Source organism: Micromonospora sp. CA-249363 (genome assembly GCF_050950185.1).
Classification (GTDB): domain Bacteria; phylum Actinomycetota; class Actinomycetes; order Mycobacteriales; family Micromonosporaceae; genus Micromonospora.
This window is the reverse complement of sequence record NZ_CP192020.1, coordinates 5,696,990-5,721,435: the sequence shown is the minus strand read 5'-3', so window position 1 is coordinate 5,721,435 and position 24,446 is coordinate 5,696,990. Positions and strand designations below refer to the sequence as shown.

Here is a 24,446-nt window from a genome sequence, read left to right as displayed (position 1 = left end):
ACCTAGGGCACGTCCATGGACGTCTAGACCTGTGGTACGTCTATAGACGTACACATACGTACAACACTACGGTGATGGCGTTGAGGGTGACAGTGGGTGGGAGGCCGGATGCAAAGGGTTCGTTTCGATGACTACCTGCTGTCGACCGCATTGACCCTCGCGCGCCGTCACCGTCCGGCCTGGAGTCGGGAGCGTTGGCGCTACCTGTGTCGCTGTGGTGCGCAGCTGCCCTGCCACTCTCGTCATCGCATCCCCATCAACCGGGGCCACTGGCCGGGTGAGGACCAATGACGCGGCACGGGCCGACCCTGCCGCTCTGGCTGTGCGTGACGTGCGACCGGCCCTGGCCGTGCGCAGCGCGACGAGAGGAACTGCGGGGCGAGTACGCGGAAGCCTCGTGCGCGCTGAAGCTCTACATGGGCATGTGCCTCGCCTCTGCCCGCCAGGACATGAGCTGGGCGCCGCCGGAGGCCCTTCGGCTCCGCTTCCTCGGATGGGTTCCGTGACCAAGTTCAAGGCCGGTGATGTCGTGCTGATCGGTCCGGAATGTTCGGTGCAGTTCAGCGGGGACAGGGCGCTCCGCGTCCGGCTCGTGTCGATCGGCGCACTCGACCCGTACCACGGCTGGGTGTGGGTGACCGGCTACATCCTCGATGCGAAGGGCATGGCCACCGACAAGCGGGAGGTCTATGTCCGCAGCGCCGGCATCATGGCTTGTAGCCCGTCGTCATTTTCAGTGAGGCGCGCGGGTCGGAAGGTGCCCGGGCATGCGCCGCACATTCAGCGCAACGAGAAGGGCCATCCTGCAACAGTCCTCTCGCAATGATCGGTGATTCGATCCGCGCAGAAAGGCGGCCTGCCGCACCTTCCGACTGGCCGGTCTAGGCTGCCGCCCATGACGAGTCCGCTCAACAACATGCCGCTCTACCGGCAGTTGGCTGACCTGCTCGCCAAGCAGATCGAGGAGGGCAAGCTCCGACCTGGACAGCCCTTGCCGAGCGAACTTCACTTGCAGCAGACGTACGGCGTGGCGCGCGGGACCGTCCGAATGGCGATGCGCGAGCTGCGCGATCGCGGTCTGGTCGTCACCGTCCACGCGCGAGGCACCTTCGTAGCCGAACAAGGCTGACCGCAGCCTGGGCGTCTGGCCCGAGAGGTGAGTCGGTGATGCCGTATGCGCTGCCTACGACACGCTCTCGGCTGCCCGGCGGCTGCGTCACCAGGGCGAGCACGTGCGAACGTCAGATCGACCCTTCGTGTGAGCGGTGCCAGGCGGCCAACACCTGTGCTTCCTTCTCTCGGCTGATCCCGATCTCGACGGTCCGCTCGTGGTTGCCGGTGTCCTCGCTGTCGACCAACCAGCGCCAGGTGTCCCGCACCGTCAATTCGAGAGGTCGGGTGCGGAGGCCGGCGGTTTGTGCGGCAGCGGTGTCGACGTTCCACACGCCGTCGAAGGTGCGCCAGAGCGGCAGCTCGGACCACTGCCGGACACCCTGGCCGAGCAGAAAGTCGTCAGGCACCCAGGTGAAGGAGACATCGGCCCGCGTCGAGTGGGCGCAGTCCGCGAGTAGTTCTCCGAAGGCAGCGCTACCCACCGGAGCGCAGACGTTCAACGCGCTGGCCACATCGTCGGTGATGGTGTGCAGAGCGAACGCCGCCAGGTCGCGTACGTCGATCGGCTGGATTGCCCGGTCGGGCGAGCCTGGCGCCAGTACCTCGCCGCCAGCGGCCACACGGCGCAGCCACCACGGCATGCGACCGATGTACTCGCGCGGGCCGAGCACGACGCCGGCGCGCAGGAGTGTGGTTCGGTCCGCTCCGAACGCCGCGAGTGCCGCTGCCTCACAACCGGCCTTCTGGTAGCCGTAGCGGGTCGGTCCGTCCTCGGTATCGGTGCCGTAGTCCGGGCCGGCGTCCGGTGGGCAGTAGAGCAGCTCCGATTGCTCGCTGAGTGGCTTGCTTGGCCAGTCCCGGTAGACGCTGAGCGTCGACACGAAAACGTAGCGATCGGCAACGGGCGCGAGCGCGCGAGCGACATCGAGGACGTTCCTCGGCACGTAACCCGAGGTGTCGACAACGGCATCCCAAGGCCCTGCTGTTGCCAGAGCGGCGACGTCCTCAGGTCGGGTCCGATCGCCTCGGATCTGCCGTACGGCTTCCAGAAAGGGATCTGACGTGCCGCGATTGAAAGTCGTCACCTCCCAGCCGGCACCGATGGCGGCCGAAACGACGGCATGCCCTACGAGCCAGGTTCCGCCGAGCACCAGCAATCGCATGAGTCCATCTTGCCGAGTAGGGCGATCCGATCGGTCGGATGCGGGCTCCGGCATCGTGCTGCGTCCTGGCGACAGCTCAGTCGAGTATCAGGTCGACCTGAGCCAGCACCGCCACTGACCCCGACAGAGGTAGGGCCTCAGTTTTTGGTCTCGTACCTGGTCAGCAGCACGCCCCCAGGAAACGTCCGGGTCTCCACCAGGCTTAGGTTCACCCACTTGTCGAGGGCTGTGAAGAACGGTGTGCCACCGCCGATCAGGACCGGGTGGGTGACGACCACGTACTCGTCGATCAGCCCTTCCCGCATCGCCGCCGCCGCGAGGGTGGCGCCGGCGATGTCCAAAGGGCCGCCGTCGCCGTCCTTGAGCCGGGTGATCTCGGTGACCGCGTCGCCGGTGTGCAGGCGGGCGTCCCAGTCGACCGTGTCGAGCGTCGAGGAGAAGACCACCTTCGGCATGTCCCGCCAGCGGCCGGCGAACTCGATCGTCGCCGGTGTGGCACCGGGCTGCTGGTCGGCGGTCGGCCAGTGGGAACTCATCGTCTCCCACAGTCTGCGCCCGTACAGCGCCGTGCCGGTCGCCGCCACCCGGTCGGACCACCACTGGAACAGCTCGTCACTCGGCACACCCCAACCGAGGTCGTCACCCGGTGCGGCGACGTAGCCGTCCAGGCTCACGCTCATACCGAAGGTCAGTTTTCGCATCGTGCCAGCCTGCCGTGAATGAGTACCGGCGTACAGACCAACACGTCGTACAGGAATCGTCGGCGAGGCACACCGGCGTGTGGATCAGAAACACCAGGCGCAGGGTCAGGTTTCGTGACCGGCAGCGGGGCGTAGGTGTTCCACCTGCGGGTCGTAGCAGACGAGCCTGTGGTCGGCGGCTAGTTGCGCTGCTGCGGATGAGACCTCGTCGGCCCGGTTGAAGGGGATCGTGAAGTAGACCATCGGGCCGGACGCCTCGTCGACAAGTCCGTTCGACAGGGGGTAGAGCCGGGTGTCGTGGCCATAGAGGTCGGGCCATCGTTCCGCGACGGCATCGACGTAGGCGCGGATTCGGGGCGTCGGCGGCAGTTCCTCGTACTCGAAGCACTGCTGGTACAGAGCCTCGTACATCTCGCCGGCCGCATCGTCGTCGGCGGGCATGTCGCCCTCCCACACCGCCAGGTCGTAACTCATGCGGGGAAGTATGCCGGGCGCCGCTGGCTCTCCCCGCCCTCGACCAAGCAACCCCGGCTGTCATGATCGCTTGCTACGGCACCGCGGTGGGAAGGGTGTTGGCTGTACGAATGCTTGTACGGCCGCGAGGTGCTGCTGGACATGGGGGGAGGCTCGGTGACGCTCAACAAGCGAGGCAGTAGGCCGATCGTTGTCGATGGCAAGCGTTATCGCTGGATCGTCCGCCGGAAGCCGACGTACAGGCAGGGCTTGACCTGGTCACCACTCACCTTTGCTGTTGAACGGACGGATCCGCCGGGCTGCGCCACTCTCGTCGTCCGGCTCGCGTCGCCTCATCCGGCCAACTGGATGAACGCTCCGTCGGCTCCGGTGCTGCCTTCGGCGGTCGCCAGCGCCATACAACAAGCGCTTGACCTTGGGTGGCAGCCGGATCACCCCGGTTCGCCTTTCATGCTGAACCTCGGTGATGAGGACCAGGCACCGACGGCCGGCCCGAGAACTGGCACCCGGTAGGTGCGTGAGAGCATCAATCGATGCTGCGCTATGACGAAGCGGACCTGACTGCCTACGTCACTGAGCACTGCTCCGGGGTAGCCCTGGCGTTGCAGGAAACGACGGACCAAGCCGCGGGCATCGCGGCGCTGCGGCGTGCGGTTCGGGCGGTTGGCCGGATTCCGCATCCGGACGACCCTGAGTGTCCGTTGCCGAGCTGGTGCACCGTACTGGTCGAGGACGCCGTTCCGGTGTTCCGCCTGGACCTCAAGGATGAGAGTGAGTACGCCGAGCAGGTCGTTCGGATCATCCTCGATGAGCTCGACGCGGCTGGCATCGACGGTCGACTCGAGCCCAAGAGGCCACCACAGCCGCCCTTCGACTATGACGCCCAGGCGGACATCTTCTCCGGCACTGCGACGGGGCTGCCGGAGCTGGACGCGCGGGGCCTGCCGCCACACTTTCCCGCCCACTTCCCGGTACCGCAGAACGCCACGCTCGTACTCGCCCAGCAGGCCCGCGACGGCACTTGGCAACACGCCGCGTGGCGGCGCTCGCGTCGGCCATTCACCGAATACCTGGAGCAGTTGCGGGCCTTCGGGTGTGATCTTGGCAGCGTGGCCGCAGCCGAGGTCGCAGACTACGTCGACAAGACGTGCATGGTCAGGTATTCGCTGCGTCGGGGCGGTGGGGGTGGCAGCGTCTCGCTCTACCACGATTGGCGCGAGCACGGGCAGCCGCCGTCGAACTGGTACGTCAACGTCGTCTGGCACACCGACATCGAAATGCCGCCTCCATTACCGGAGAAGACTTCGCCGCCAACGGACGCCGCCGGCCGCGGTCTGGATCAGGCGACCGCACGCGAACTGGTGCCGGCATTCGCCGGACCCGAAAACACCACCAGTTGCGAGACGCTGCTTGCGCTCAATGTGGCGTCGCTCGCCGTGACCGCGGTGCACTGTGCCCTGCCAGCTCGCTGCCACCACGATCAGACCTTCCCGCTCTGGCAGCATCGCCAGCTCGCCCCGCTGCTGCGCGGTCTGGACGCCGACCAGATGACGGTCATTCGCCACGTCTGCCTGACGGCGGTCTCCAACTGGATGTACCACCGGATGGCGCGTCTGCCGCGCTTGTCCCTGGCCCGCGAGGACGCCGGCTATCTCTACGCACCAGATGTCCGGCATGGGGTCGCAGCGACGCTCCAACCCGAGCAGACACTCGAAACCGAAACGCTCCACGCGCTGCAGACCGCCGCGATCACACTGGACCCGCTGATCCAGGACCTACGCACCACCATCGCCGACCCGCTGACCCAGATCCTGAGCCAGCTCTCTGGGCACGAGGACGGCAGACCGCTGGGCGAACTCGTCCACGGCCCCGACGTGACACTCTCCGAGCGCATCACGGAAGCCGAGCACGCCGGCATCCTGCAACGCTCGACGAGTGACGTGTCCGGAGCGCCGACACTCGTGCGCCTCACCCGTGCCGGCACCCACCAGGTCAAGCTGGCCATGCGTCAACGAGCCGGCCGGCTCTTGAGAACCTTCGAGGACGTCAGCCCCGAACAGTTGACCGAGGCATGCGACGCCTACTGGCACATTGCCTCGAACCGACCGACTCTGTGATCCGTGACCGACTGACTCCGCCTTGGCTGTACAGGTGGGTGATCGACGGGATCGGGCACGGCGGCCTGTTGACCTGCGGTGGAGAAGGTGCGCCCGGCAGGATTCGGACCTGCGGCCTTGGGATTAGAAGGGCTATTAGGCACCGCCGGACCACCTCGCGTGGCGGCCGCATCCCGGCTGGCAGCGGCCTCGCAGAATGCAGTTTTTGCAGGTCAGCGGGGTTTGGGCACATCTTCGGGCGGTAGCGGACTCCGAAGACCGCCGGAGATCGCCGGAGGCTGCTGCGGACCCTCGCTGGACCCTCGATCTTGACTCTCTGCTACCCCGTAGGGGTACCGTCTCGCCTGGGCAGCGGCTCCTCTCCGATGCCGAGAGGAGCCGCTGCAGCGGCTACAAGACCTGCCGTGGAAGGATCCGATCCTCCACCGTCTTTGCTCCGATGGGGGAGAGGGTCACATGGCCTGTTGTCTCGTCGTACTCCACAAGCCGGTCCCGGTGGAGTTGCCGGAGAACTCTCTTGTAGTTGGACAGGCGATCTTGTTCCAGGTGCTTGGCGAGGATCCTGTCCGTCAGTTGCGTGGTGAACGAATGGAGTAGCAGCAGAGTCTTGTTGGAGAGAGACATCGACGGGTCGAGCACCCGCGCTCTATCATCGACATGCCAGATCAACGGGACGTGACGCTCCACTAGGGCTTCAACAATGCTCGTTGCCGTTGCTAGATCGGTACCGTGGAACATGCGGACGAAGTCAGCCATGATCCACTGAGTCGCATGCAGCACGAAGGTGGCATCCATGTGGTTGGCGCTTACGTCGCCGCCGACATGCCCGACGCCTCGATTGTTGCGGATGTCGTACAGCGCAACGAGGACACGAGGCACCGTCACGCGCGCCGACCTCGGATACCGCTTGCTGTCGGCCTGCTCCAGTAGCTTGCACGCATGGTCAAACCGGGACGGCTTGCTGGCTGTCTGGGGATAGGTTTCCCCATCGAGATAGCCCGCAAGGATCGTGTATGCGACCTCTGAGAAACGTCCGCCGTCTAGCTCGGCGGCTTCCCACCGTCCCTCCCGATAGTTGCGGGTGATCTTGCGAAACTCCTCAACCAACTCGGCGCGGAGCCCTGGCGGCAGGTGCGCCAGGGCCGTCGCCACGTCAAGCGTCACCTCTTACCCTTCAGCAGCGGCATACTTTTCACCATGTTTCGACCGCCTGGCGTTGTCTTAATATCGGCACTCTTGCGAGTGTCGATCCAGTGCTCGGCTGATGCGGTCTTGCGGAGGTATACATCGGGAGAGCTCGGCTCATCCCAATCGAGGGCCTTGTAGGCGGCCAGGACCTGGCTGACCCCGATGGCGGGAAGTTCTGCCACCTGCTCCAGCCAGAACACCGCAAGCAAATTCTTCTGATGGAGCGACGCTGGCTGCTTCTCCTCCACGAAGTCCTTGAACGACTGCTTGCCCTCGGGCCAGAAGTCAATGTGGCGATCCGGCGCCCAAGTCTTGCGGGTAGTCGCCTTCCGTGGCGTGGTGGCCTTCTTGGCCTTCCGCGACCGACCCCCGGTCGCGGCAGGCTCTACCTCAGGCTGTGCCTCGGCTTCTGCAACCCGTCCGTTTTCAGTGGGTTGCTGCGAGACCGGCGGCACTTCCGGGGAAGCCGTTCGCGGCGTCGGCACTCCCTTGAAGGTGCTGATCAATTCTTCGAAAGCCCGCTGCTTCAGTCCGTCTGGAAGATCCTTTACCGCCTCCGCGATCTTGGGCATGACATCGAGCAATTGCTGGAAGTCCCCCTCGGCCACTGGCCCTCCCCATACCGGTGATGGTGAACAGGCCATTCTCATATGTAGAGCGAGCGGTGTAAAGCTGATCAATGCCAGTTGAATGATCAGTTACGTACCGATGGAACTTCCGGCTGATGCTGACCCGCTCGTAGCGCGCTAGCTCCACGCCTCCTGTGCCGGCCGGTCGTGGCCCCTCGGGTCCGGCGGGCATGGGTTCGTCGCCGTGTGGGCCACGCTGCAGCTGTGGATGTGGTGCCACCTCCGGTCAAGGCTGGAGGTGGCTTGAGGGTCGGTGGGCTACCGCCCGCCGTACGGGATTGGGTCGCCGTCAGTATCCACCAGGACGCCACCAACGGCCACCGGGAACGTCCGGCCGTCCGAGAGGAGGACGCTGTGCGGCCTTGGTCCTCCTGGCGGCTGCTGCGGAGCGTCCCGCGCCGCGCTTCACGGTGTCGTCATCTCGGTCCCTCTTCGGAGTTGATCTTGCTCGGGACTGACTCTCCTTCATCTACTTGGAGATGGAAGCCGTTTCTATCGAGATTCGTGGTGACCTCGCGGCGAGCGTCACCCCGTTACCATGTGCGCGTGTCGATGGCCGCCGCAGATCCCTGGTACACCCCGTGGGTTGACCTGCTCAGCGTGGTCGGCTTCCCACTGGCGCTCTGGGGTCTCTGGCTGACGTGGAAACAAGCGCGGGATGCTGCCGACTCCGCCAAGGCCGCTACCGCCGCAGTCAAACGGACTCAGAGACAGTTGCGGGCCAACCAGCTCCTGGTCTTGATCCCGCAGCTCCGCTGGATAGCGAACGAACTCGACGCATCAATCCTGGCGGAAGAAACCGCCTTGGCGAAGAAGTATCTGGACAACTGGCGGTTTCACGCGAGCAACGTGCGAGGGATCTTGAACGCCGCAGACTCCTCGCAATATGAGCTGCTCCAGGAAATTCAACAGAGCGTGGGCTTGGCCGCAGCCGCCGGATCGGGACTGATGGCTAACGGTAACGGACCGCTCCACAAGCGATGTACGAAAGCCCGAGCGTCCATCGGTCACGTATGCGACCAGTTGGGTGCGTGGGTCGGAGAGAATGCCAGCCAAGTTCCGGGCGGAGATGAGGACGATGAGTAGGGAGACCGACATCCGAGACCGGATGGTGCAGGTGGCCCAGAACCTCTTGCAGCAGACGCTTGAGGGCCGTGCCCGCTGGTCTACAACCGACCAAGAGGATGCGTACCTCTTCTCTGGCTCTCGATCCTCCGTGAAGATTGAGTTTTACGAGGACCACGACGAGGGCAGCGTGTGCAAAATGTCCCTCCTTAACCAGCGAGGCACGCTGGTCCAGGCATTGAAGACCGAATTGATCCCGCCGACGGGGACCGGCCCCTACGAGCCGGCGGATTGGAATGAAGTACTAGAACGTCTCTATGACGCCGCGAGGCGAGAGGCGTTGGACATCGATGACCTACTCGACAGCGTCCTAGATGATCTGAGCAAGGATCCGCCGCCGAAGTCCAAGAAAAACGATGACTGGCCGCAGCCGGCGAAGCCAACCCGCGCAGGGAAGCGTGTCGAGGAGCCTGATCCTTGGGGGCCGGTCCTAGATGACATCGAGGCGAAGAGACGGCGAGCGTCGAACTTTGATGAGGAGCCGCCCTTCTAGGTCGGCATGTGCTGCACCCCCGGCCGTCTGGGGCCGGGGGTGCGAGCGTCAGTAGGTGCGGGTCCGGTCCGGCGAAACCGTGGCCTCAAACTTCTTGGTGGGTCGCCCGCGTCGGCGAACGTCAGCACCAGCTCCTTCACGGCCGGGCCAGGGGCCGTAGGTGGTCACCCACTTCGCGCTGACCAGCGTGACGTTGAGGTTGAGCCGCAGAGGTCCGACGTTGCTCGGCTGGGGCTTGGGTGCCGCTGGCCGAGCCGCAAAAATGTGCGGCGCCTCATCCGGTGCGCGCCGGGTACCGGCGTCGCGCGGCGATCCGGGCGACACCAATGGACCGCCGACGGACCTTCGATCTTGGCGAGGATCCCGAGTAGACGGGTGTTTCGCAGGTCAGAAGTGTGCGCCCGGCAGGATTCGAACCTGCGGCCTTGGGATTAGAAGTCCCCTGCTCTATCCGCTGAGCTACGGGCGCGCGGCGTGGAAGTCGCGCCAGAAGGGTACCGCCGATCCGCCGCGCGTCGGGTCGATGGGTGCCGCCTCCACGTTGCCGTGCAGAGTCTCACGAGGCGGCTCCGGTCGGCATCCGGGTTCCCGGGAGGAGGCCGGTCGTCTCCCCGTACCCTCGGCTGGTGTTGCTGGACCCCGACGCCGAGAGCAGCGTCGCCTACGAGCTGTGCCAGGTCGTCGGTCGGGCGATCCTGCCCTACCGGGCGGCCGACGCCTACGGCACCGCCTTCTTCTTCCAGGGTGGCGACGACCCGGTGGGGGAGGCGCTGCTGACGGCGGCCGACCTCGTCGGTGCGGCGGGCGGTGAGCTGGGCCTGCGGTCGAGCGTCACCGAGCCGGCCGGCGTCGCGCCGGACGCTGTCGCGCCGGACGAGATCGTGCCCGGTTGGTCGAGCTTTCCGGGTGACGGGGTCGCGGTGCTGCCGACCGCTGGCCTGCACCGCTACGCCGGCGATGGCGGCTGGCGGTGGCGCGTGCAGCCGGTACCGGCGGGGATCGCCGCCGGGCCCGAGGCCGTCGCCGACGCCAGCTCCGCCTTCGTCCTGGCCCATGGGGTACGAGAGGACGGCTCCCGCCCCCTGGAGGTGGCGATCGAGCGCGTGGTCCGCGAGGGGGACGACGTGCGGATCACCACGGAACTACCACCGGGGTACGTCGGCGCGCCCGTCTTCGTCGTCCAGGCTGACGCCTCGGGCGACGTGTCGCTGTACTGCCTCGGCCTGGTGCTGCCCGGCGTCGGTGGGCACCCGGTGGCGACCTTCGACCGGATTGGCGCGGTCCTGTCGGCCGCGCACGGCGACGCCTGAACCCGGCTGGATTACTCAGCCGCTGACCGCCGCCGCTTCGGCGCCGCCGGTCGGTCGACCGTGACGAGCGGGCCGTCGCTTCCGGGCTTGTCGATTCCGGGTGCCGTCGCCCCGGAGCGTCCCGCTCGTCCGGGGCTGATCAGTCGCCGACGGCCGTTGCCTCGGCCGTGTCGGTCGACGGGCGGCGGCTCTGCGGCAGCGTGGGCGCATCTGTGTCGGCGTCGTCGTCGGCCGGGGCGGTGGGGCCGGCGGCCAGGAACGCCTCGGCCCACCGGCCGACCTCGTCGAAGACCTTCGCCCGTACGGCGGGGCCGGAGAGCGTGAGGTCGTGCAACCCGCCGTCGAAGCGGGCCAGGGTGACGTGCTGGCCGAGGCGGGGCGCGTACTTGACCATGTGCTCGACGTCCAGCACCGCGTCGGCGAGGGTGGCGTTGTCGTGCCACCTGCTGCCCCGGAAGGAGCGGGTCGAGCAGGCCAGCAGCACCGGCACCGGGATGTCCAGGCCGGCGCGCAGCCGACGCTGGCCGGTACGGATCGCGTTCAGCCAGCCGGCCCGCACCGGGAACCCGCCCAGCGGCTTCCAGGCCAGGTCATAGGTCCACTCGCCGCGGTGGTCGGCGTGCAGGCTCTCGCCGTACACGGTGCCCAGGCCCAACGGCAGGATGCGGTGCGGCGCCCTGCGGCCCAGCCGGGCGACGGCGGCCGCGAGGGGTCGACGGACCGCCCAGGGAGCGTTGAGGTCGAAGAAGGGGCTGTTGAGGACCAGGCCGTCGATGACGCCGGCGTCGCGGCGGGCGTCCGCCCAGAGCGAGATGATCAGGCCGCCGGTGGAGTGCCCCATCACCAGCAGGGTGTCGTGCTCGTCCTCACCGCGGATGATCTCGGCGGCGGCATCCAGTTCGGGGAAGTAGTCGCTGAGGTCGCGGCAGAAGTTCGGGGTCTGGTGCGCGAGCAGACTACGGCCGTATTTGCGCAGGTCGAGCGCGTAGAAGTCCCAACCACGCTCGGCGAAGAAGTCGGCCAGGTGGGTCTGGAAGAAGTAGTCGACGAACCCGTGCACGTAGAGCACCGCCCGCCCGGTCGGGCGCTCGGCCCGCCGCCGGACCAGGGTCGCGACGACCGGGCCCTCGTCGTCGGTGCCCAGGTCGATCGTCCGCCGCTCGTAGGGCGACCCCAACACGTCCGCTTCCACGACCGCGACGCTACGCCGCCCTACCTACCCAGCGGTAGCCCCGCGCGACGCGCACGTTCCTGCCCGGCCCGCGCCCGGCCCGCGCCCTGTGCCTGCCCCGCGCCCTGCCGCGCCATGCCCTGCCGCGCCCCGCCCCGCCCCGCCCCGCCCCGCCCCGCCCCGCCCCGCCCCGCCCCGCCCCGCCCCGCCCCGCGATCTTGCACTTTCTGTTGCGGCATAACCTCTGTAAGGCCGCATATTGGCATCCGAAAGTGCAAGATCGCGGGTGCGTCGGGCGTCGGGCGTCGGGCGTCGGGCGCGTCGGGCGTCGGGCCTCGCGCGGGCGCGTCGGGCGGGAACGAGCGCCCCGCCCGGGCCAGGCGCGGGTGGGTCAGACCGTTTCCGCGTCGGCGCGGGCCGGGTCCTCGTCGATCGGGTCGGTCTCGCCCTGCGGCTGTGGGATGTCGCGCAGGTGCTTGTTGTTGCGCGGCTCCTGGCGGGTCTTGGCGTCGTTGAGCTTCCGACGCAGGTCGTCGCGGACGTCGTTGAGGGCGGCGTGCAGGTCCTCCTCGGTGGAGGTGGTGACGATCTTCTGCCGACCGGCGATCCAGCACTCCAGGGTGACCTTCTGACCCCGCGCCTCCCGGTCCTTCACCGACACCTCCAGCTCGGTGGCGTCGGCGTGGAAGCCGGCCAGCCGGGCGTCGAGGGTGGCGAACTGCTCGGCGATCCAGTTGCGGTCGCCCTGCGAGAACCCCGCGCCGACCCGCAGGCACTCGCCCACGGTCGCCGGGTTCGCCACGGCGCTCATCGCCGCACCTCGGAAGCGGTCGCGGTGCCGAAAGTAGTGATCGTCATGGTGCTGACCTCTCGTCGACGTGGAGCCTGTCGGTGGTGCGTTGATCAAATCCATACCCAGTTCGGTCGGCTCCGGAACCGCCATTGGCCGCTCGGGTGGGTCGGCCGTACCACAACAGGGGCTTGATCAGGGCGTTGTCCACAGGTGGCCCGTTGTCCACAGGTCCGGGTGGCGGCGCTGGCGGTGGCCGTCGACATCGCGCAGGCTCGATGCCGAGTCGACTCGCGCTGGCAGACCCCGGATCCCCTGGAGGGACGATGTTCGACACGTACGTCACGATCGTCGGCAACATTCTGACGGCGCCCGAGTGGCGCCGGACGAAGGAGAGCAACACCCTGGTGGCCAACTTCAAGGTCGCCTCCACCGCACGTCGACTCGACCGCGACAGCGGCCGTTGGGTCGACGGGAACTCGCTGCGTGTCCGCGTCAACTGCTGGCGCAAGCTCGCCGAGGGCGTGGCCGCGTCGGTGATGGTCGGCGACCCGGTGGTGGTCTGCGGTCGGCTCTACACCCGCGACTGGATCGACGAGGCCGGCACCCACCGCACCCTCTACGAGCTGGAGGCCGTCGCCGTCGGCCACGACCTCTCCCGGGGCCGCGCCCGCTTCCTGCGGAACCGGCCGACCATGACCACCAGCACCGTCGAGGACGCCGCCACCGAGAGCCGCGTGCACGGCGAGCCCACCGAGGCGGTACCCGCCGAGGAGGCGCCGGCGTTGCCCGACGACGGCCCGCTCGACGACGACTTCGAGCTGCCCGAGTACGCCTCACCGCGTACCAGCCCGCTGGGCCACGGTCCGCTCGACATCTCCCTGGACGACGACGGGCTCTCCCCCGCTGCTGCGGCGGCGGACGACGCCGACCCGGAGGACGACCCCGACGACGAGTTGGGGCCGGTGCCCGACGAGGGGCAGCCGGACGTCCCGTCGTCCGGGCGGGGGCGGCGGGGTCGGGGTCGGGTTCCACAGCCGGCGTGAGCGTTCGGCACCGGGGCGGCAGCGTGGCCGCCTGAGAGATCAATCCGCACGGTGTGCGCGCCGGTGGCACGACGGGGGCGGGGTGGCGGCGCAGTCGGCGTCGTCACCCCGCGTGAGCAGAGCGGGCCAAAGGAGAGTTCGGTGGAGTACGGCAGGCGCGGCTGGCTCGTGCGGTGCTCGTCTAGGCTGGCCGGCCGGGGGTGGTGAGCGTGCGACGGACAGCACCGGTGGCGAACGCGGTGGGGCTGGTGGCCGGTTACGCCCTGGACCGGTTGTTCGGCGACCCCCGCCGGTGGCACCCGGTCGCCGGCTTCGGCCAGGTGGCCGGCGCTCTGGAGCGTCGCCTGCACCGCCCGGACCGGACCGCCGGAGCGGTGTTCACGGCACTGGCGGTCGGCGGACCCGTGGCGCTCGGGGCAGTCGCGGCGGTGGCCACCCGGCACCGCCCGGTGAGCCGCGCGGTCCTCGTCGCCGCCGGCACCTGGACCGTGCTGGGCGGCCGCACCCTGCGACGTGAGGCCGCGATCATGGGTCGGACGCTGCGCGACGGCGACCTGCCCGCCGCCCGGGACCGCCTCGGCAACCTCTGCGGCCGGGACCCGTCGACCCTGGACGAGTCGGAGTTGGCCCGCGCCACCGTCGAGTCGGTCGCGGAGAACACCTCGGACGCGGTGGTCGCCCCCCTGCTCTGGGGCGCGGTCGCCGGCCTGCCCGGGCTGCTGGGTTACCGCGCCGCGAACACCCTGGACGCGATGGTCGGGCACCGATCGGAGCGCTACGCACGGTTCGGTACCCCGTCCGCCCGGCTGGACGACCTGCTCAACCTCGTGCCGTCCCGGCTCACCGGGCTTCTCACCATCGCCGTCGCGCCGGTGGCCCACGGCGACCGGGAGCGCGCCTGGCGGGTGTGGCGGCGGGACCGCAACGACCACCCGAGCCCCAACGCCGGCCAGTGCGAGGCGGCGATGGCCGGCGCGCTCGGCGTCCGCCTCGGTGGCCGCAACAGGTACTTCGGGCGCTCCGAGATCCGCCCGTTCCTGGGCGACGGCCCCCGTCCGGAGGCGCGACACCTCAAGCGGGCCGCGCGCATCTCCGGCGCTGTCGGCCTGGCGGCCCTCGGGCTGGCCGCCGCCTACCCGCTGACCGTTGGCCGTCTCACCGACGCAGTCGCGCGGCGTGGCCTGCGAGCCGTGACCGGACGGCGCAGCGGCCCCGCACCCGACCGGGAGGCGCTGCAGCGTGCCCGGCGGGTGGGCGGCCTGCTGCCGGTCGGTTCGGAGCGTGGCTGGTGGGCGGGCGGCCTGCCGCCGATCGGGTCGGAGCGTGGCCGGGTCGGCGGCGTCGCCGGGCGGGGGAGTGGGCGGTGAGCGGCGGGCTGCTGGTCGCCGGCACCACCTCGGACGCCGGCAAGAGCGTGCTCACCGCCGGTATCTGCCGCTGGCTGCACCGACGGGGCGTGAAGGTGGCGCCGTTCAAGGCGCAGAACATGTCGAACAACTCGGCCGTCGTGGTGGGGCCGGACGGGCGTGGTGGGGAGATCGGCCGCGCCCAGGCCATGCAGGCGGCGGCGTGCGGGCTCGCACCGGACCTGCGCTTCAACCCGGTTCTGCTCAAGCCGGGCAGTGACCTCGCCAGTCAGGTGGTACTCCTCGGCGAAGCGGTCGACACGATCACCGCCGGCACCTTCCGGCAGTTGCGACCCCGGCTCGCCGAGACGGCGTACGCGGCGCTGGCCGAGCTGCGTAGCGCGTACGACGTGGTGATCTGCGAGGGCGCGGGCAGCCCGGCGGAGATCAACCTGCGGGCTGGGGACTACGTCAACATGGGGCTCGCCCGGCACGCCAACCTGCCCGCCATCGTGGTCGGCGACATCGACCGGGGCGGCGTCTTCGCGTCCATGTTCGGCACGGTGGCCCTGCTCGACCCGGCCGACCAGGCTCTCGTCGCCGGCTTCGTGATCAACAAGTTCCGGGGAGACCTCGGCCTGCTCCAGCCAGGGCTGGACATGCTGCGGCACGTGACCGGCCGTCCCACGTACGGGGTGCTGCCCTGGTCACTCGACCTGTGGCTGGACGCGGAGGACTCCCTCGCCTACGGCCGGGTACTCGGCCGTCCCGCCGCCCCACACGGCACCGAATGGCTGGACGTGGCCGTCGTCCGGCTGCCCCGCATCAGCAACGCCACCGACGTGGAGGCGCTCGCCACCGAGCCGGGAGTCCGCGTACGCCTCACCGTCGAGCCGGCCGAACTGGCCTCCGCCGACCTGATCGTCCTGCCCGGCTCGAAGTCGACCGTCGCGGATCTGGCCTGGCTACGCGAGACGGGCCTCGCCGACGCGGTCGCCGCCCACGCGGCGGCCGGCAAGCCGCTGCTCGGCATCTGCGGCGGCTTCCAGATGCTCGGCCGAGCCATCCACGACCCGGTCGAGAGCCGGCAGGGCAGTGTGCCCGGGCTCGGCCTGCTACCCATCGAGATCACCTTCGATCCCCGCAAGACCGTTCGGCAGTCGGTGGGCGCCGGCCCCGGCGACGTGACGGTCCGCGGCTACGAGATCCACCACGGGTACGTCTCGCAGGCCGACCCGGACCTGACCCCGCTGCTGACCGGGGCCGACGGCGCGGGCGAGGGAGCGATACTCGGCGCGGTGCACGGCACGCACTGGCACGGGGCGTTCGAGTCCGACGGTTTTCGCCGTTGGTTCCTCACCGAGGCGGCGCGGCTGGCCGGGCGTACCGGCTTCCAGGTCGCTCCGGCCACCAGCTTCGCCGCCGCCCGGGAACGCTCACTCGACCTGCTCGGCGACCTCGTCGAGGAGCACCTCGACACCGACGCCCTCTGGCGTCTCATCGAGACCGGCACGCCCGCGGACCTCCCCTTCATCCCACCCGGCGCCCCGCCCGCCTGAGGTGGATGCGGGCGCGCCCGGTCGTGCCGGGTGCCGGGTGCCGGGCCGCCCGGGTCGTGGGGCCGCCCGGGTCGTGGGGCCGCCCGGGTGGTCGGGCCGCCCGGGTCGTGGGGCCGCCCGGGTCGTGGGGCCGCCCGGGTTGCTGGGTCGTCCGGGCGTGCACGCCCGCAAGATCGTGCTCGATCGGTGAAGTAGTGGTGTCGGTGTCCCGGGATGCCACTACATCCATGTTGCAGCGCGATCTTCAGCAGAGACAGACGTGGCGCGCGGACCGGTGGTGGCGGTGCGATGTGCGGAGGGGCGTACGTGCCGCGCGGACCTGCGGTTGCGGCACGATCCCGATCGGCCGGCGTGGCCGAGGCGGCGCAGACCCGCTGTCAGAGGCGGATGTCGGCGGGGCGGTCGGTGGTGGGCAGCCCCGCGGCCAGCCACGCGTCGACGCCGCCGATCATGTCGGTGGCCCGGCGCAGCCCGAGGGTCTGGAGGCTGGCGGCGGCCAGGCTGGAGCTGTAGCCCTGGCGGCACACCACGATGATTTCCCGGTCGTACGCGGTGGCCTCCGGGATGCGCCAGGCGCTGGCCGGGTCGAGCCGCCACTCCAGCACCGTGCGGTCGATGACGACCGCCCCGGGGAGGTCGCCCTGTTCGCGGCGCTGCGTGTCGGTACGGGTGTCGACAAGCAGAGCGCCACCGCGGACCGCCTCGACGGTCTGCTGTGGAGTCAGTCGGTGCAGCCCGGCGCGGGCCTGTTCGAGCAGGGCGTCGATGCCGGGGCTCATCACGTCTCGGAGCACCACCCGATCATGCCGACTCGGTTACCGGCTCGCGCGGCGAACGGGCCGCCCGTCACCCCTCGCCACCCCAATTCCCCCGGACGTGAGAATGGCCGCCCCGGCGGGCTCAGCCAGACGTGTCACACGGCCGGGATCGGCGTGATCGACTCGGTTTCCGTGATGTCGGGGCGTCCTGGCCGGCGTGACACCCCGACATCCTGAAAACCGAGTCGATCATCCGGCCGGAGACGGTGTGGGATGGGGGCATACTGCGGTCGTGTACGGACTCGCCGCCAGGGGACCGCTCGGACGCAAGGGTCCGCCGCTGCGTGACTCCGGCACCCGTCGGCACCGGAACGACGCCGGCGGGTCGACGGAGTACGCCGCCGCGCCGACGGAGTATCCCGCCGCGCAGGTCGCACCCGTGGCGGTCGTCGAGGCGTACGCCGAGGTGGCGCGCCGGGTGCTCGCGGGCCCGGCGCGGTTGGGGCGGACCCGGCTGGTCGCCGTCGACGGGCCGAGCGGCGCGGGCAAGAGCCGGTTCGCGGCGCACCTCGCGGACGCCCTGGCGGCGATGCCCGGCGGGCGGCCCCCGGTGGTGCACACCGACGACCTGCTCGACGGCTGGGACGACCAGCTCACCTTCTGGCCGCGGCTCGACGGCGAGGTGCTGGCCCGGCTGCGCCAGGGCGAGCCGGGCGCGTACCGGCGCTACAGCTGGGTGCGGCGGTCCTTTCTGCCCAGCCCGGTGCCGGTGCCGGTGACGCCGGTGCTGATCGTGGAGGGGGTCAGCGCCGCCCGTGCCGTCGTCCGGCCGGAGCTGACGCTCGCCGTCTTCGTGACCGCGCCCGCGCCGCTGCGGCTGGCCCGCGCGGTCGAGCGGGACGGGCCCGAGATCCTGCCGGAGCTGCGCCGCTGGCATGCCGGCGAGCGGGCGCACTTCGCCGCCGACGACACCGCCGCGCACGCCGACCTGGTGGTCGACGGCGCGCCGACCCTGCCGCTCGACGCGTCGCGTTACTTCGTGCGGGTCCCCACCACGGGTACGGGCTCCGCCGGCAGGCCTGGGTAAGGCCGGCATACGATGCCGGTCATGACCTCACCGATCATGTCCGAGTCCGAGGTGCGGGCCGCCGTCGAGCGGGAGATGCCCGGCGTACGGGCCGACCTCGAACGCCTCGTCCGCATCCCCGGTATCGCCTTCGACGGCTTCGACCACTCGCACGTCGAGCGTTCCGCCGAGGCGGTCGCCGAGTTGCTGCGGGGCTGCGGCCTGGACGTCGACATCGTGCGTTCCGGCGGACAGCCCGCCGTGATCGGCCGTCGCGCGGCCCCGCCCGGCGCGCCCACCGTGCTGCTCTACGCCCACCACGACGTGCAGCCGGTCGGCGACCGGTCGCTGTGGGAGTCCGACCCGTTCGAGCCGGTGGAGCGCGACGGCCGCCTGTACGGCCGGGGCGCGGCCGACGACAAGGCCGGGATCATGGCGCACGTCGCGGCCCTGCGGGCGTACGGGGACGCGCTGCCGGTCGGTGTGGTGCTGTTCATCGAGGGCGAGGAGGAGTTCGGCTCCGACTCGTTGGAGCGGCTGCTCGCCGAGCACCGCGACGAGATCGCCTCGGACGTGATCGTGATCGCCGACTCCGGCAACTGGGACATCGGCGTACCGGCGCTGACCACCTCGCTGCGCGGCATCGTGAACTGCTTCGTCGAGGTGCGCACGCTGGATCACGCCGTGCACAGCGGCATGTTCGGCGGTGCCGTCCCGGACGCGCTGACCGCCCTGGTCCGGCTGCTGGCGACCCTGCACGACGACGCCGGTGACGTGGCGGTGGACGGGCTGGTGGGTCGGGTGGGCGCGGTCGTCGACTACCCGGAGGACCGGGTACGCGCCGAGGCCGGGCTGGCCGAGGGCGTGCAGTTCATCGGCACCGGCCGGCTCACCGACCGGCTCTGGACCAAGCCGGCGCTGGCGGTGCTCGGCATCGACGCGCCGGCCACCGGTGAGGCCCCGAACGCCCTGGTGCCGGCCGCGAAGGCGAAGCTCAGCGTCCGCCTGGCCCCGGGCGACGACCCCAAGCGGGCGTACGCGGCGGTGCGCGCCCACCTGGAGAAGCACGCGCCGTGGGGCGCGCAGGTGACGGTCACCTTCGAGCACGACGGCGACCCGTGCGTCATCGACGCGTCCGGGCCGATGTTCGACGCCGCCCGCTCGGCCTTCCGGACCGCCTGGGACGGCACCGACCCGGTGGACATCGGCGTCGGCGGCTCGATCCCGTTCATCGCCACGTTCCAGGAGATGTTCCCGCAGGCGGCGATCCTGGTGACCGGCGTGGAGGACCCGCACGCCCGCGCGCACGGCCCGAACGAGAGCCTGCACCTGGGCGAGTTCGCCAAGGTCTGCCTCGCCGAGGCGCTGCTGCTGGGCAAGGTGGCCGCGGCAGCGGAGTAATAACGGCAAGTTTGCGTCTGATCTGCGCGTTTACGGCGTGTCGCCGATGGGATTGTTATAGGCTTTCGAACATGAGTACGAACGAGGTGATGGCCCGGTTGGGGGCCGCCGTCAGCGCACTGGGGGACGTCGACGTCTCCGCGTGGTCCGAGGAGACGCTCAACGAGCAGCTCGGTGAGCTCTCCGCCGCCCTGGTCGCCCTCGACTCGGTGCTCTCCCGGGTGGCCGGTGAGGTCCGGGCCCGAGGGTTGCGCATCGAGGAGCCCGTCTCCGCCTGATTCCCGCCACCCCGCAGTGCCCTGCACACCAGGGCCTGCGGGGCCGCGGCACCGCGCCGACACCGCCCGGGTACGGCAATGCCCGGGCGGTGTCGGAGGTGACTGGCAGGATGAGCCTCGTGCGGTTCATCGATCTGGCGGCCACCTCCGCCGCCGTGGGCGCCACCAGCGGGCGACGGGCCAAGGTGGAGCTGCTCGCCGACGCGCTGCGCCGGCTCGATCCGGCCGAGGTGGAGCCCGGCGCCGGCTACCTCGCCGGTGAGCTGCGGCAACGTCAGACCGGCGTGGGTTACGCGAGCCTGCGTGACCTGCCCGCGCCGGCCGTCGAGCCGACGCTGACCGTGGCCGCCGTCGACGCGGCCATCGAGCAGATCGCCGCCGTGCACGGCTCGGGGTCGCAGGCCCGCCGTCGCGCTCTGCTCGGCGCCCTCTACGCGGCGGCCACCGTCGACGAGCAACGGCTGCTGACCGGCCTGTTCGGCGGTGAGCTGCGACAGGGCGCGCAGGCCGGGCTGCTCGCCGACGCCGTGGCCCGGGCCGCCGAGGTGCCGGTCGCCACCGTCCGTCGTGCCCTGCTGCTCGCCGGTGACCTGCGCGCCGTGGCGGTGGCGGCGCTGGCCGGAGGCGAGGCCGCACTGGCCGGGTTCGGCCTACGGGTCGGCCGGCCGCTCGCGCCGATGCTCGCCCAGAGCGCCCCCTCGGTCGACGAGGCGCTGGCCGCGACCGGCACGCCCGCCGTGGTCGACGTGAAACTCGACGGCATCCGCATCCAGGTGCACCGCTCCGGCGCCGACATCGCCGTGTTCACCCGGAGCCTCGACGACATCACCAGCCGGGTGCCCGAGGTCGTCGCGGCGGTGCGCGCCCTGCCCGGCCGCGAGCTGGTGCTCGACGGTGAGGCGATCGGTCTGGACGAGACGGGCCGCCCACTGCCGTTCCAGCAGACCTCCAGCCGGGCCGCCCGGCGCACGACACCGAGCAGCACCGGCCGTACTCCGGTCGCCCCGGCCGTGCTCGCGGCCGCCGCCAGCACCGGCACGACGGTGCTCACCCCGTACTTCTTCGATCTGCTGCACCTCGACGGCGAGGATCTGATCGACCTGCCCGGCCGCGAGCGGTGGGCCGCGCTCGCCGGCGCGGTGGACGCGTCGCTGCTGGTCGGACGCATGGAGGTCGACGGTCCGGAGCAGGCCGGCGCGGCGTTCGCCGCCGCCCTCGACGCGGGCCAGGAGGGCGTCGTGGTCAAGGCGCCCGACGCCCCCTACGACGCCGGCCGTCGTGGCGCCGCCTGGGTCAAGGTCAAACCCCGACACACTCTCGACCTGGTGGTGCTCGCCGTCGAGTGGGGCAGCGGCCGGCGCAAGGGCTGGCTCTCCAACCTGCACCTCGGGGCCCGTGACCCGCGCACCGGCGACTTCGTGATGCTCGGCAAGACGTTCAAGGGGCTCACCGACGAGCTGTTGCGGTGGCAGACCGAGCGGTTCCTCGGCCTCGCCGTCGAGCGCGGGGACTGGGTGGTCCGGGTGCGCCCGGAGCAGGTCGTGGAGATCGCGTTCGACGGGGTGCAGACGAGCACCCGCTATCCGGGTGGGATGGCGCTGCGGTTCGCCCGCGTGGTGCGCTACCGGGAGGACAAGTCCGCGGCCGAAGCCGACACCATCGACGCCGTCCGCGCCATCCACGCGGGCCGGGCCACCGGCTGACACCGGTCGAGGCCAGCTTCACGGTTCGCGCCGGTCCCGGCCCGCAGGGCGGGGGTCAGGCGGACGCGCTGGGCTCCGGCTCGGCCGCCCGGTCCCGCGGGGCTGACGTGCCACCGAGGCCGGCGGCCCGATGTGCCTCGCGGCGGGCCACCCAGCCGTAGCCGAAGATCGCCATGGCGGCGAAGAGCCACCACTGCACGACGTAGCCGAAGTTCTGCCAGTTGTTGGTGTGCCCGACCGGCACGGCCTTGAAGGCCGGATCGGCGGCCGGGGTCTGCTCGTCCAGCAGCAGGTAGCCGCCGTAGACCGGGTAGGGCAGCTCGTGGGCCAGCCGCGGTACGGCGATCCGGCGCGTCTCCAGCCGCCCGTCGCGGCGGTCCACGGCGCCGGCGCCGCTCTCGGTCTCGTGTACCCGGCCGTTGACGGTGACGTCGCCGCCGGGCGGGGTGGGCACCGACGGCTGGGCGGTCGCGCCGCCCGGCGCGGGCGGGATCCAGCCCCGGTCCACCAGCAGCGCGGTGCCGTCGGCGAGCACGAGCGGGGTGAGGACCTCGAAGCCGACCCGGCTGTCGACCGTCCGGCCACGGACCAGGACGGTGTTCGACGTGTCGTACCGGCCGGTGGCGGTGACGCGGGTCCACACCCGGTCCTTCGCGGGGGCCGGACCGGCGGTGCCGGGACCACCGGTCGGCGGACGGAACGCGTCGGCCAGGGGCGCCGGGGCCATCCGCTCGCCCGCGTCGATCCGCTCGTTGATCTCGGTCCGGCCTCGGTAGCGGTCCAACTGCCAGTTGCCGAGCCACACCATGACGGCGGCGGCGACCAGCGTCAGCGCGAGGGCGCCCAACCAGCGTGGGCTCAGCAGGAACCGGTACACGGCACCGAGGCTACCCGTATGACCGGGGCCACTCACCGCGACCGGGCCGGGACGGTCCGCCGACCCCCGGTTGGCGGTGCTCGCCCGTCGGATCGGACGGGTATCGTCACGCCGACGGATCGACCCCCTCGGTTGTCCGTCGCGTACCCGCCGCCGCCCGCGAGGAGTCGATGATGACCGTCGTGCCGCGCCTGGTGCTCAGCGCGCCGTCCTCCGGGCACGGAAAGAACGCGCTGGCGATCGGGCTGCTCGCCGCCCTGGCCGAGCGGGGTGTCGACGTCGCCGGGTTCAAACTCGGCCCGGACCACGTCGACGCCGCCTACCTCGGTCTCGCCGCCGGCCGACCGGGCCGGGTGATCGACCCCCGGCTGGTGGGCGTCGACCGGCTCGCCCCGCTGGTCGCGCACGGCGCCGCCGGTGCCGGGCTCGCCGTCGTGCAGGGCAGCATGGGCCTGTACGACTCGGTGGGCGGCCGCCCCGAGCGGGAGTCGACCGCCGCCGCCGCGGCAGCGCTGCGCAGCCCGGTGGTGCTGGTGGTCGACGTGGCCGCGATGGGTCAGTCGGTGGCCGCGCTGGTGCACGGTTTCCGCTCGTACGACGAGCAGTTGTGGCTGGGCGGGGTGATCCTCAACCGGGTGGCGTCGTCGCGGCACGAGGGGATGCTGCGCGAGGCGCTGGACGACGTGGGTGTGCCCGTCTACGGGGCGCTGCGCCGCCAGGACCTGCCGGCCGTGCTGCCGTCCCGCCGACACGGGGTCGCACCGGTCGTCGACTCCTCGGCCGACGCCATGCGTGCGGTACGTCGCCTGGGTGAGGCCGTCGCCGCCACGGTCGACCTGGAACGCCTGCTCGGGCTGGCCCGTTCCGCGCCGCCCCTGCCGGCGGTGGCCTGGTCGCCGGGGGACGCGGTCGGTGAGCTGGTCGTGCCGGCGCAGCGTCCGCTGGTCGCGGTGGCGGGCGGTCCGGGTGGCAGCTTCAGCCACCCGGAGACCGCGGAGCTGCTGTCGGCGGCCGGCGCCGAGGTGGTCACGGTCGATCCGCTGCGCGACGAGGCGCTGCCCGTCGGCACCCGCGCGCTGATCGTCGGGGGCGCGCTGCCCGAGGCGTACGCCGAGCAGCTGTCGGCCAACCGTCGGCTCTGCATCGCGGTGGCCGAGTTGGCGCGTACCGGCCGGCCGGTGGTCGCCGAGGGCGCCGGCCTGCTCTGGTTGGCCCGGGAGCTGGACGGGCTGCCGATGTGCGGTGTGCTGGACGCGGTGGGCGCGAGCCGCGATGGCCTCGTGGTGGGCTACCGGGAGGCGACCGCCGCGACCGACAGCGTGGTCGCCGCGAGTGGCACGGTGGTCGTCGGGCACAAGGAGCACCGGGCGGTGCTCACCCCGCGCGCCGGTCAGCGGCCCGCGTGGAGTTGGGACGGCGGTACGCCGGAGGGGTTCGTCTGGCGCAACGTGCACGCCTCGCAGCTCACCCTGCACTGGGCCGGTCATCCGGCGACCGCGGCCCGGGTGGTGGCGGCGGCGGTGGGCGAGCCAGCAGCCGAGGCGGTGTCACCGCCGGTGGTGCCGGCGTGATCGGTCAGGTGGCGGTCCGCCGGTTTCCGGCGTTGACCGTCTCCACCCCGCGTACGGAGGTGCGCCGGCTCACCGCGGCCGACGCGGCGGCGGCCGGCGAGATCTTCGCCGACAAGCTGACCCGGCGTTGGCTGCCGCTGCCTGACGACTCCGGCCCGATCGACGGGCACGCCTGGTGCACCGACCTGGCCCGGCAGCGACGGGACAGCGGCGAGGGCGACCACTACGCGGTGGTCCGCCGGGAGGACCACGAGGTGGTCGGCTCCCTCTGGACCCGGCGTACCGACTGGGGCGCCCGCCTCACCGAGGTCTCCTACGCGATGGCCGCCCACGCCCGAGGCTTCGGCCTGGCCGCCGAGGCGGTGGACGCGGTGGCCATCGCGTTGATCCTGGAGCACGGTTTCCAACGGGTCGAGCTGCGGGTCGCTCCCGGCAACCTGGCGTCCCGTCGGGTCGCCGAGAAGGCCGGTTTCACCTACGAGGGCCTGCTGCGCAACGCCGGCTTCGTCGGCGGTGGCCGGGTCGACCTCGAACTCTGGTCGTTCGTGGCGGCGGACCTGCGCTGAC

The 24,446-nt window shown here is 70.9% G+C and carries 23 protein-coding genes, 1 tRNA gene and 2 pseudogenes; 16 read left to right on the top strand and 10 right to left on the bottom strand.

Going from position 1 to position 24,446, the window contains the following annotated elements; genetic code table 11:
* The first annotated feature begins 502 nt into the window (after positions 1-502).
* Positions 503-826 carry a hypothetical protein gene (locus tag ACQPZK_RS25450; protein ID WP_433535367.1) on the top strand — a complete coding sequence of 108 codons (324 nt, stop codon included), beginning with the start codon at positions 503-505 and terminating at the stop codon, positions 824-826.
* Between the two features lie 69 nt (positions 827-895).
* Positions 896-1,129 (top strand): GntR family transcriptional regulator, encoded by a 234-nt coding sequence (locus ACQPZK_RS25445; protein WP_354858764.1) that lies wholly within the window; start codon positions 896-898, stop codon positions 1,127-1,129.
* 112 nt (positions 1,130-1,241) lie between these two features.
* Here the strand turns inward: ACQPZK_RS25445 and ACQPZK_RS25440 are convergent, their stop codons facing one another.
* From ACQPZK_RS25440 to ACQPZK_RS25430, 3 genes are all read right to left on the bottom strand, one after another.
* Positions 1,242-2,276 (bottom strand): NAD-dependent epimerase/dehydratase family protein, encoded by a 1,035-nt coding sequence (locus tag ACQPZK_RS25440; protein WP_433535366.1) that lies wholly within the window; start codon positions 2,274-2,276, stop codon positions 1,242-1,244.
* Between the two features lie 137 nt (positions 2,277-2,413).
* On the bottom strand, positions 2,414-2,977 hold the full coding sequence (locus ACQPZK_RS25435; protein ID WP_433535365.1) for a dihydrofolate reductase family protein: 564 nt from the start codon (positions 2,975-2,977) through the stop codon (positions 2,414-2,416).
* Between the two features lie 105 nt (positions 2,978-3,082).
* Positions 3,083-3,451 (bottom strand): hypothetical protein, encoded by a 369-nt coding sequence (locus ACQPZK_RS25430; RefSeq protein WP_433535364.1) that lies wholly within the window; start codon positions 3,449-3,451, stop codon positions 3,083-3,085.
* Between the two features lie 156 nt (positions 3,452-3,607).
* On the opposite strand from ACQPZK_RS25430, the gene ACQPZK_RS25425 reads away from it, so the two are divergent.
* Together ACQPZK_RS25425 and ACQPZK_RS25420 are read left to right on the top strand one after the other, a co-directional pair.
* Positions 3,608-3,964 carry a hypothetical protein gene (locus tag ACQPZK_RS25425; RefSeq protein ID WP_433535363.1) on the top strand — a complete coding sequence of 119 codons (357 nt, stop codon included), beginning with the start codon at positions 3,608-3,610 and terminating at the stop codon, positions 3,962-3,964.
* Positions 3,965-3,984: 20 nt separating this feature from the next.
* The gene (locus ACQPZK_RS25420; RefSeq protein ID WP_433535362.1) at positions 3,985-5,568 is read left to right on the top strand and encodes a hypothetical protein; all 1,584 of its coding nucleotides are present in this window, start codon (positions 3,985-3,987) and stop codon (positions 5,566-5,568) included.
* Between the two features lie 390 nt (positions 5,569-5,958).
* On the opposite strand, the gene ACQPZK_RS25415 is transcribed toward ACQPZK_RS25420, so the two are convergent.
* A complete protein-coding gene (locus tag ACQPZK_RS25415; RefSeq protein ID WP_433535361.1) occupies positions 5,959-6,732 on the bottom strand; it encodes a hypothetical protein in 774 nt (257 codons plus the stop codon).
* Positions 6,729-7,364 (bottom strand): hypothetical protein, encoded by a 636-nt coding sequence (locus ACQPZK_RS25410; RefSeq protein ID WP_433535360.1) that lies wholly within the window; start codon positions 7,362-7,364, stop codon positions 6,729-6,731. Before ACQPZK_RS25410 ends, ACQPZK_RS25415 begins: the two co-directional genes overlap by 4 nt.
* Before the next feature lie 567 nt (positions 7,365-7,931).
* On the opposite strand from ACQPZK_RS25410, the gene ACQPZK_RS25405 reads away from it, so the two are divergent.
* Both ACQPZK_RS25405 and ACQPZK_RS25400 read left to right on the top strand, forming a co-directional pair.
* The gene (locus ACQPZK_RS25405) at positions 7,932-8,471 is read left to right on the top strand and encodes a hypothetical protein (protein WP_433535359.1); all 540 of its coding nucleotides are present in this window, start codon (positions 7,932-7,934) and stop codon (positions 8,469-8,471) included.
* Complete coding sequence (locus ACQPZK_RS25400; protein WP_433535358.1) at positions 8,464-9,003, top strand: hypothetical protein; 540 nt, start codon at positions 8,464-8,466, stop codon at positions 9,001-9,003. Before ACQPZK_RS25405 ends, ACQPZK_RS25400 begins: the two co-directional genes overlap by 8 nt.
* Before the next feature lie 396 nt (positions 9,004-9,399).
* On the opposite strand, the gene ACQPZK_RS25395 is transcribed toward ACQPZK_RS25400, so the two are convergent.
* Positions 9,400-9,472: transfer RNA gene (locus tag ACQPZK_RS25395), tRNA-Arg, on the bottom strand.
* Between the two features lie 157 nt (positions 9,473-9,629).
* On the opposite strand from ACQPZK_RS25395, the gene ACQPZK_RS25390 reads away from it, so the two are divergent.
* Positions 9,630-10,313: a hypothetical protein gene (locus ACQPZK_RS25390; RefSeq protein ID WP_433535357.1), complete on the top strand. Its 684-nt coding sequence runs from the start codon at positions 9,630-9,632 to the stop codon at positions 10,311-10,313.
* A 139-nt stretch (positions 10,314-10,452) separates the two neighbouring features.
* On the opposite strand, the gene ACQPZK_RS25385 is transcribed toward ACQPZK_RS25390, so the two are convergent.
* The gene (locus tag ACQPZK_RS25385; protein ID WP_433535356.1) at positions 10,453-11,505 is read right to left on the bottom strand and encodes an alpha/beta hydrolase; all 1,053 of its coding nucleotides are present in this window, start codon (positions 11,503-11,505) and stop codon (positions 10,453-10,455) included.
* Positions 11,506-11,875: 370 nt separating this feature from the next.
* The gene (locus ACQPZK_RS25380; RefSeq protein WP_433535355.1) at positions 11,876-12,295 is read right to left on the bottom strand and encodes an HPF/RaiA family ribosome-associated protein; all 420 of its coding nucleotides are present in this window, start codon (positions 12,293-12,295) and stop codon (positions 11,876-11,878) included.
* A gap of 305 nt (positions 12,296-12,600) precedes the next feature.
* Between ACQPZK_RS25380 and ACQPZK_RS25375 the strand changes: the two genes are divergently transcribed.
* The 3 genes and pseudogenes from ACQPZK_RS25375 to ACQPZK_RS25365 all read left to right on the top strand — a co-directional run bounded on the left by ACQPZK_RS25375 (position 12,601) and on the right by ACQPZK_RS25365 (position 16,225).
* Positions 12,601-13,320 (top strand): single-stranded DNA-binding protein, encoded by a 720-nt coding sequence (locus tag ACQPZK_RS25375; protein ID WP_433535354.1) that lies wholly within the window; start codon positions 12,601-12,603, stop codon positions 13,318-13,320.
* 209 nt (positions 13,321-13,529) lie between these two features.
* Positions 13,530-14,528: pseudogene (locus ACQPZK_RS25370) on the top strand (cobalamin biosynthesis protein); the annotation flags it as partial.
* Positions 14,529-14,683: 155 nt separating this feature from the next.
* Positions 14,684-16,225, top strand: a complete 1,542-nt coding sequence (locus ACQPZK_RS25365; protein ID WP_433535353.1) for a cobyric acid synthase — start codon at positions 14,684-14,686, stop codon at positions 16,223-16,225.
* A 377-nt stretch (positions 16,226-16,602) separates the two neighbouring features.
* Here ACQPZK_RS25365 and ACQPZK_RS25360 read toward each other — a convergent pair whose 3' ends face one another.
* Entirely contained in the window at positions 16,603-17,004 is a 402-nt protein-coding gene (locus ACQPZK_RS25360) for a rhodanese-like domain-containing protein (RefSeq protein ID WP_355052319.1), read from the bottom strand.
* 196 nt (positions 17,005-17,200) lie between these two features.
* Between ACQPZK_RS25360 and ACQPZK_RS25355 the strand changes: the two are divergent.
* The 4 genes and pseudogenes from ACQPZK_RS25355 to ACQPZK_RS25340 form a co-directional block, all read left to right on the top strand.
* Positions 17,201-18,114, top strand: a pseudogene (locus ACQPZK_RS25355) (uridine kinase family protein); the annotation flags it as partial.
* A complete protein-coding gene (locus tag ACQPZK_RS25350) occupies positions 18,107-19,450 on the top strand; it encodes a dipeptidase (RefSeq protein ID WP_433539312.1) in 1,344 nt (447 codons plus the stop codon). The pseudogene ACQPZK_RS25355 and the gene ACQPZK_RS25350, both read left to right, overlap by 8 nt.
* 71 nt (positions 19,451-19,521) lie before the next feature.
* Positions 19,522-19,728 carry a hypothetical protein gene (locus tag ACQPZK_RS25345; protein ID WP_278148708.1) on the top strand — a complete coding sequence of 69 codons (207 nt, stop codon included), beginning with the start codon at positions 19,522-19,524 and terminating at the stop codon, positions 19,726-19,728.
* A gap of 110 nt (positions 19,729-19,838) precedes the next feature.
* Entirely contained in the window at positions 19,839-21,431 is a 1,593-nt protein-coding gene (locus ACQPZK_RS25340; RefSeq protein ID WP_433535352.1) for an ATP-dependent DNA ligase, read from the top strand.
* 55 nt (positions 21,432-21,486) lie between these two features.
* Here the strand turns inward: ACQPZK_RS25340 and ACQPZK_RS25335 are convergent, their stop codons facing one another.
* A complete protein-coding gene (locus ACQPZK_RS25335) occupies positions 21,487-22,308 on the bottom strand; it encodes an SURF1 family cytochrome oxidase biogenesis protein (RefSeq protein ID WP_433535351.1) in 822 nt (273 codons plus the stop codon).
* Between the two features lie 173 nt (positions 22,309-22,481).
* Here ACQPZK_RS25335 and ACQPZK_RS25330 point away from each other — a divergent pair, with 173 nt between their 5' ends.
* Together ACQPZK_RS25330 and ACQPZK_RS25325 are read left to right on the top strand one after the other, a co-directional pair.
* Entirely contained in the window at positions 22,482-23,879 is a 1,398-nt protein-coding gene (locus tag ACQPZK_RS25330) for a cobyrinate a,c-diamide synthase (RefSeq protein ID WP_433535350.1), read from the top strand.
* A complete protein-coding gene (locus tag ACQPZK_RS25325) occupies positions 23,876-24,445 on the top strand; it encodes a GNAT family N-acetyltransferase (protein WP_433535349.1) in 570 nt (189 codons plus the stop codon). Before ACQPZK_RS25330 ends, ACQPZK_RS25325 begins: the two co-directional genes overlap by 4 nt.
* The last annotated feature ends 1 nt before the right edge of the window (position 24,446 follow it).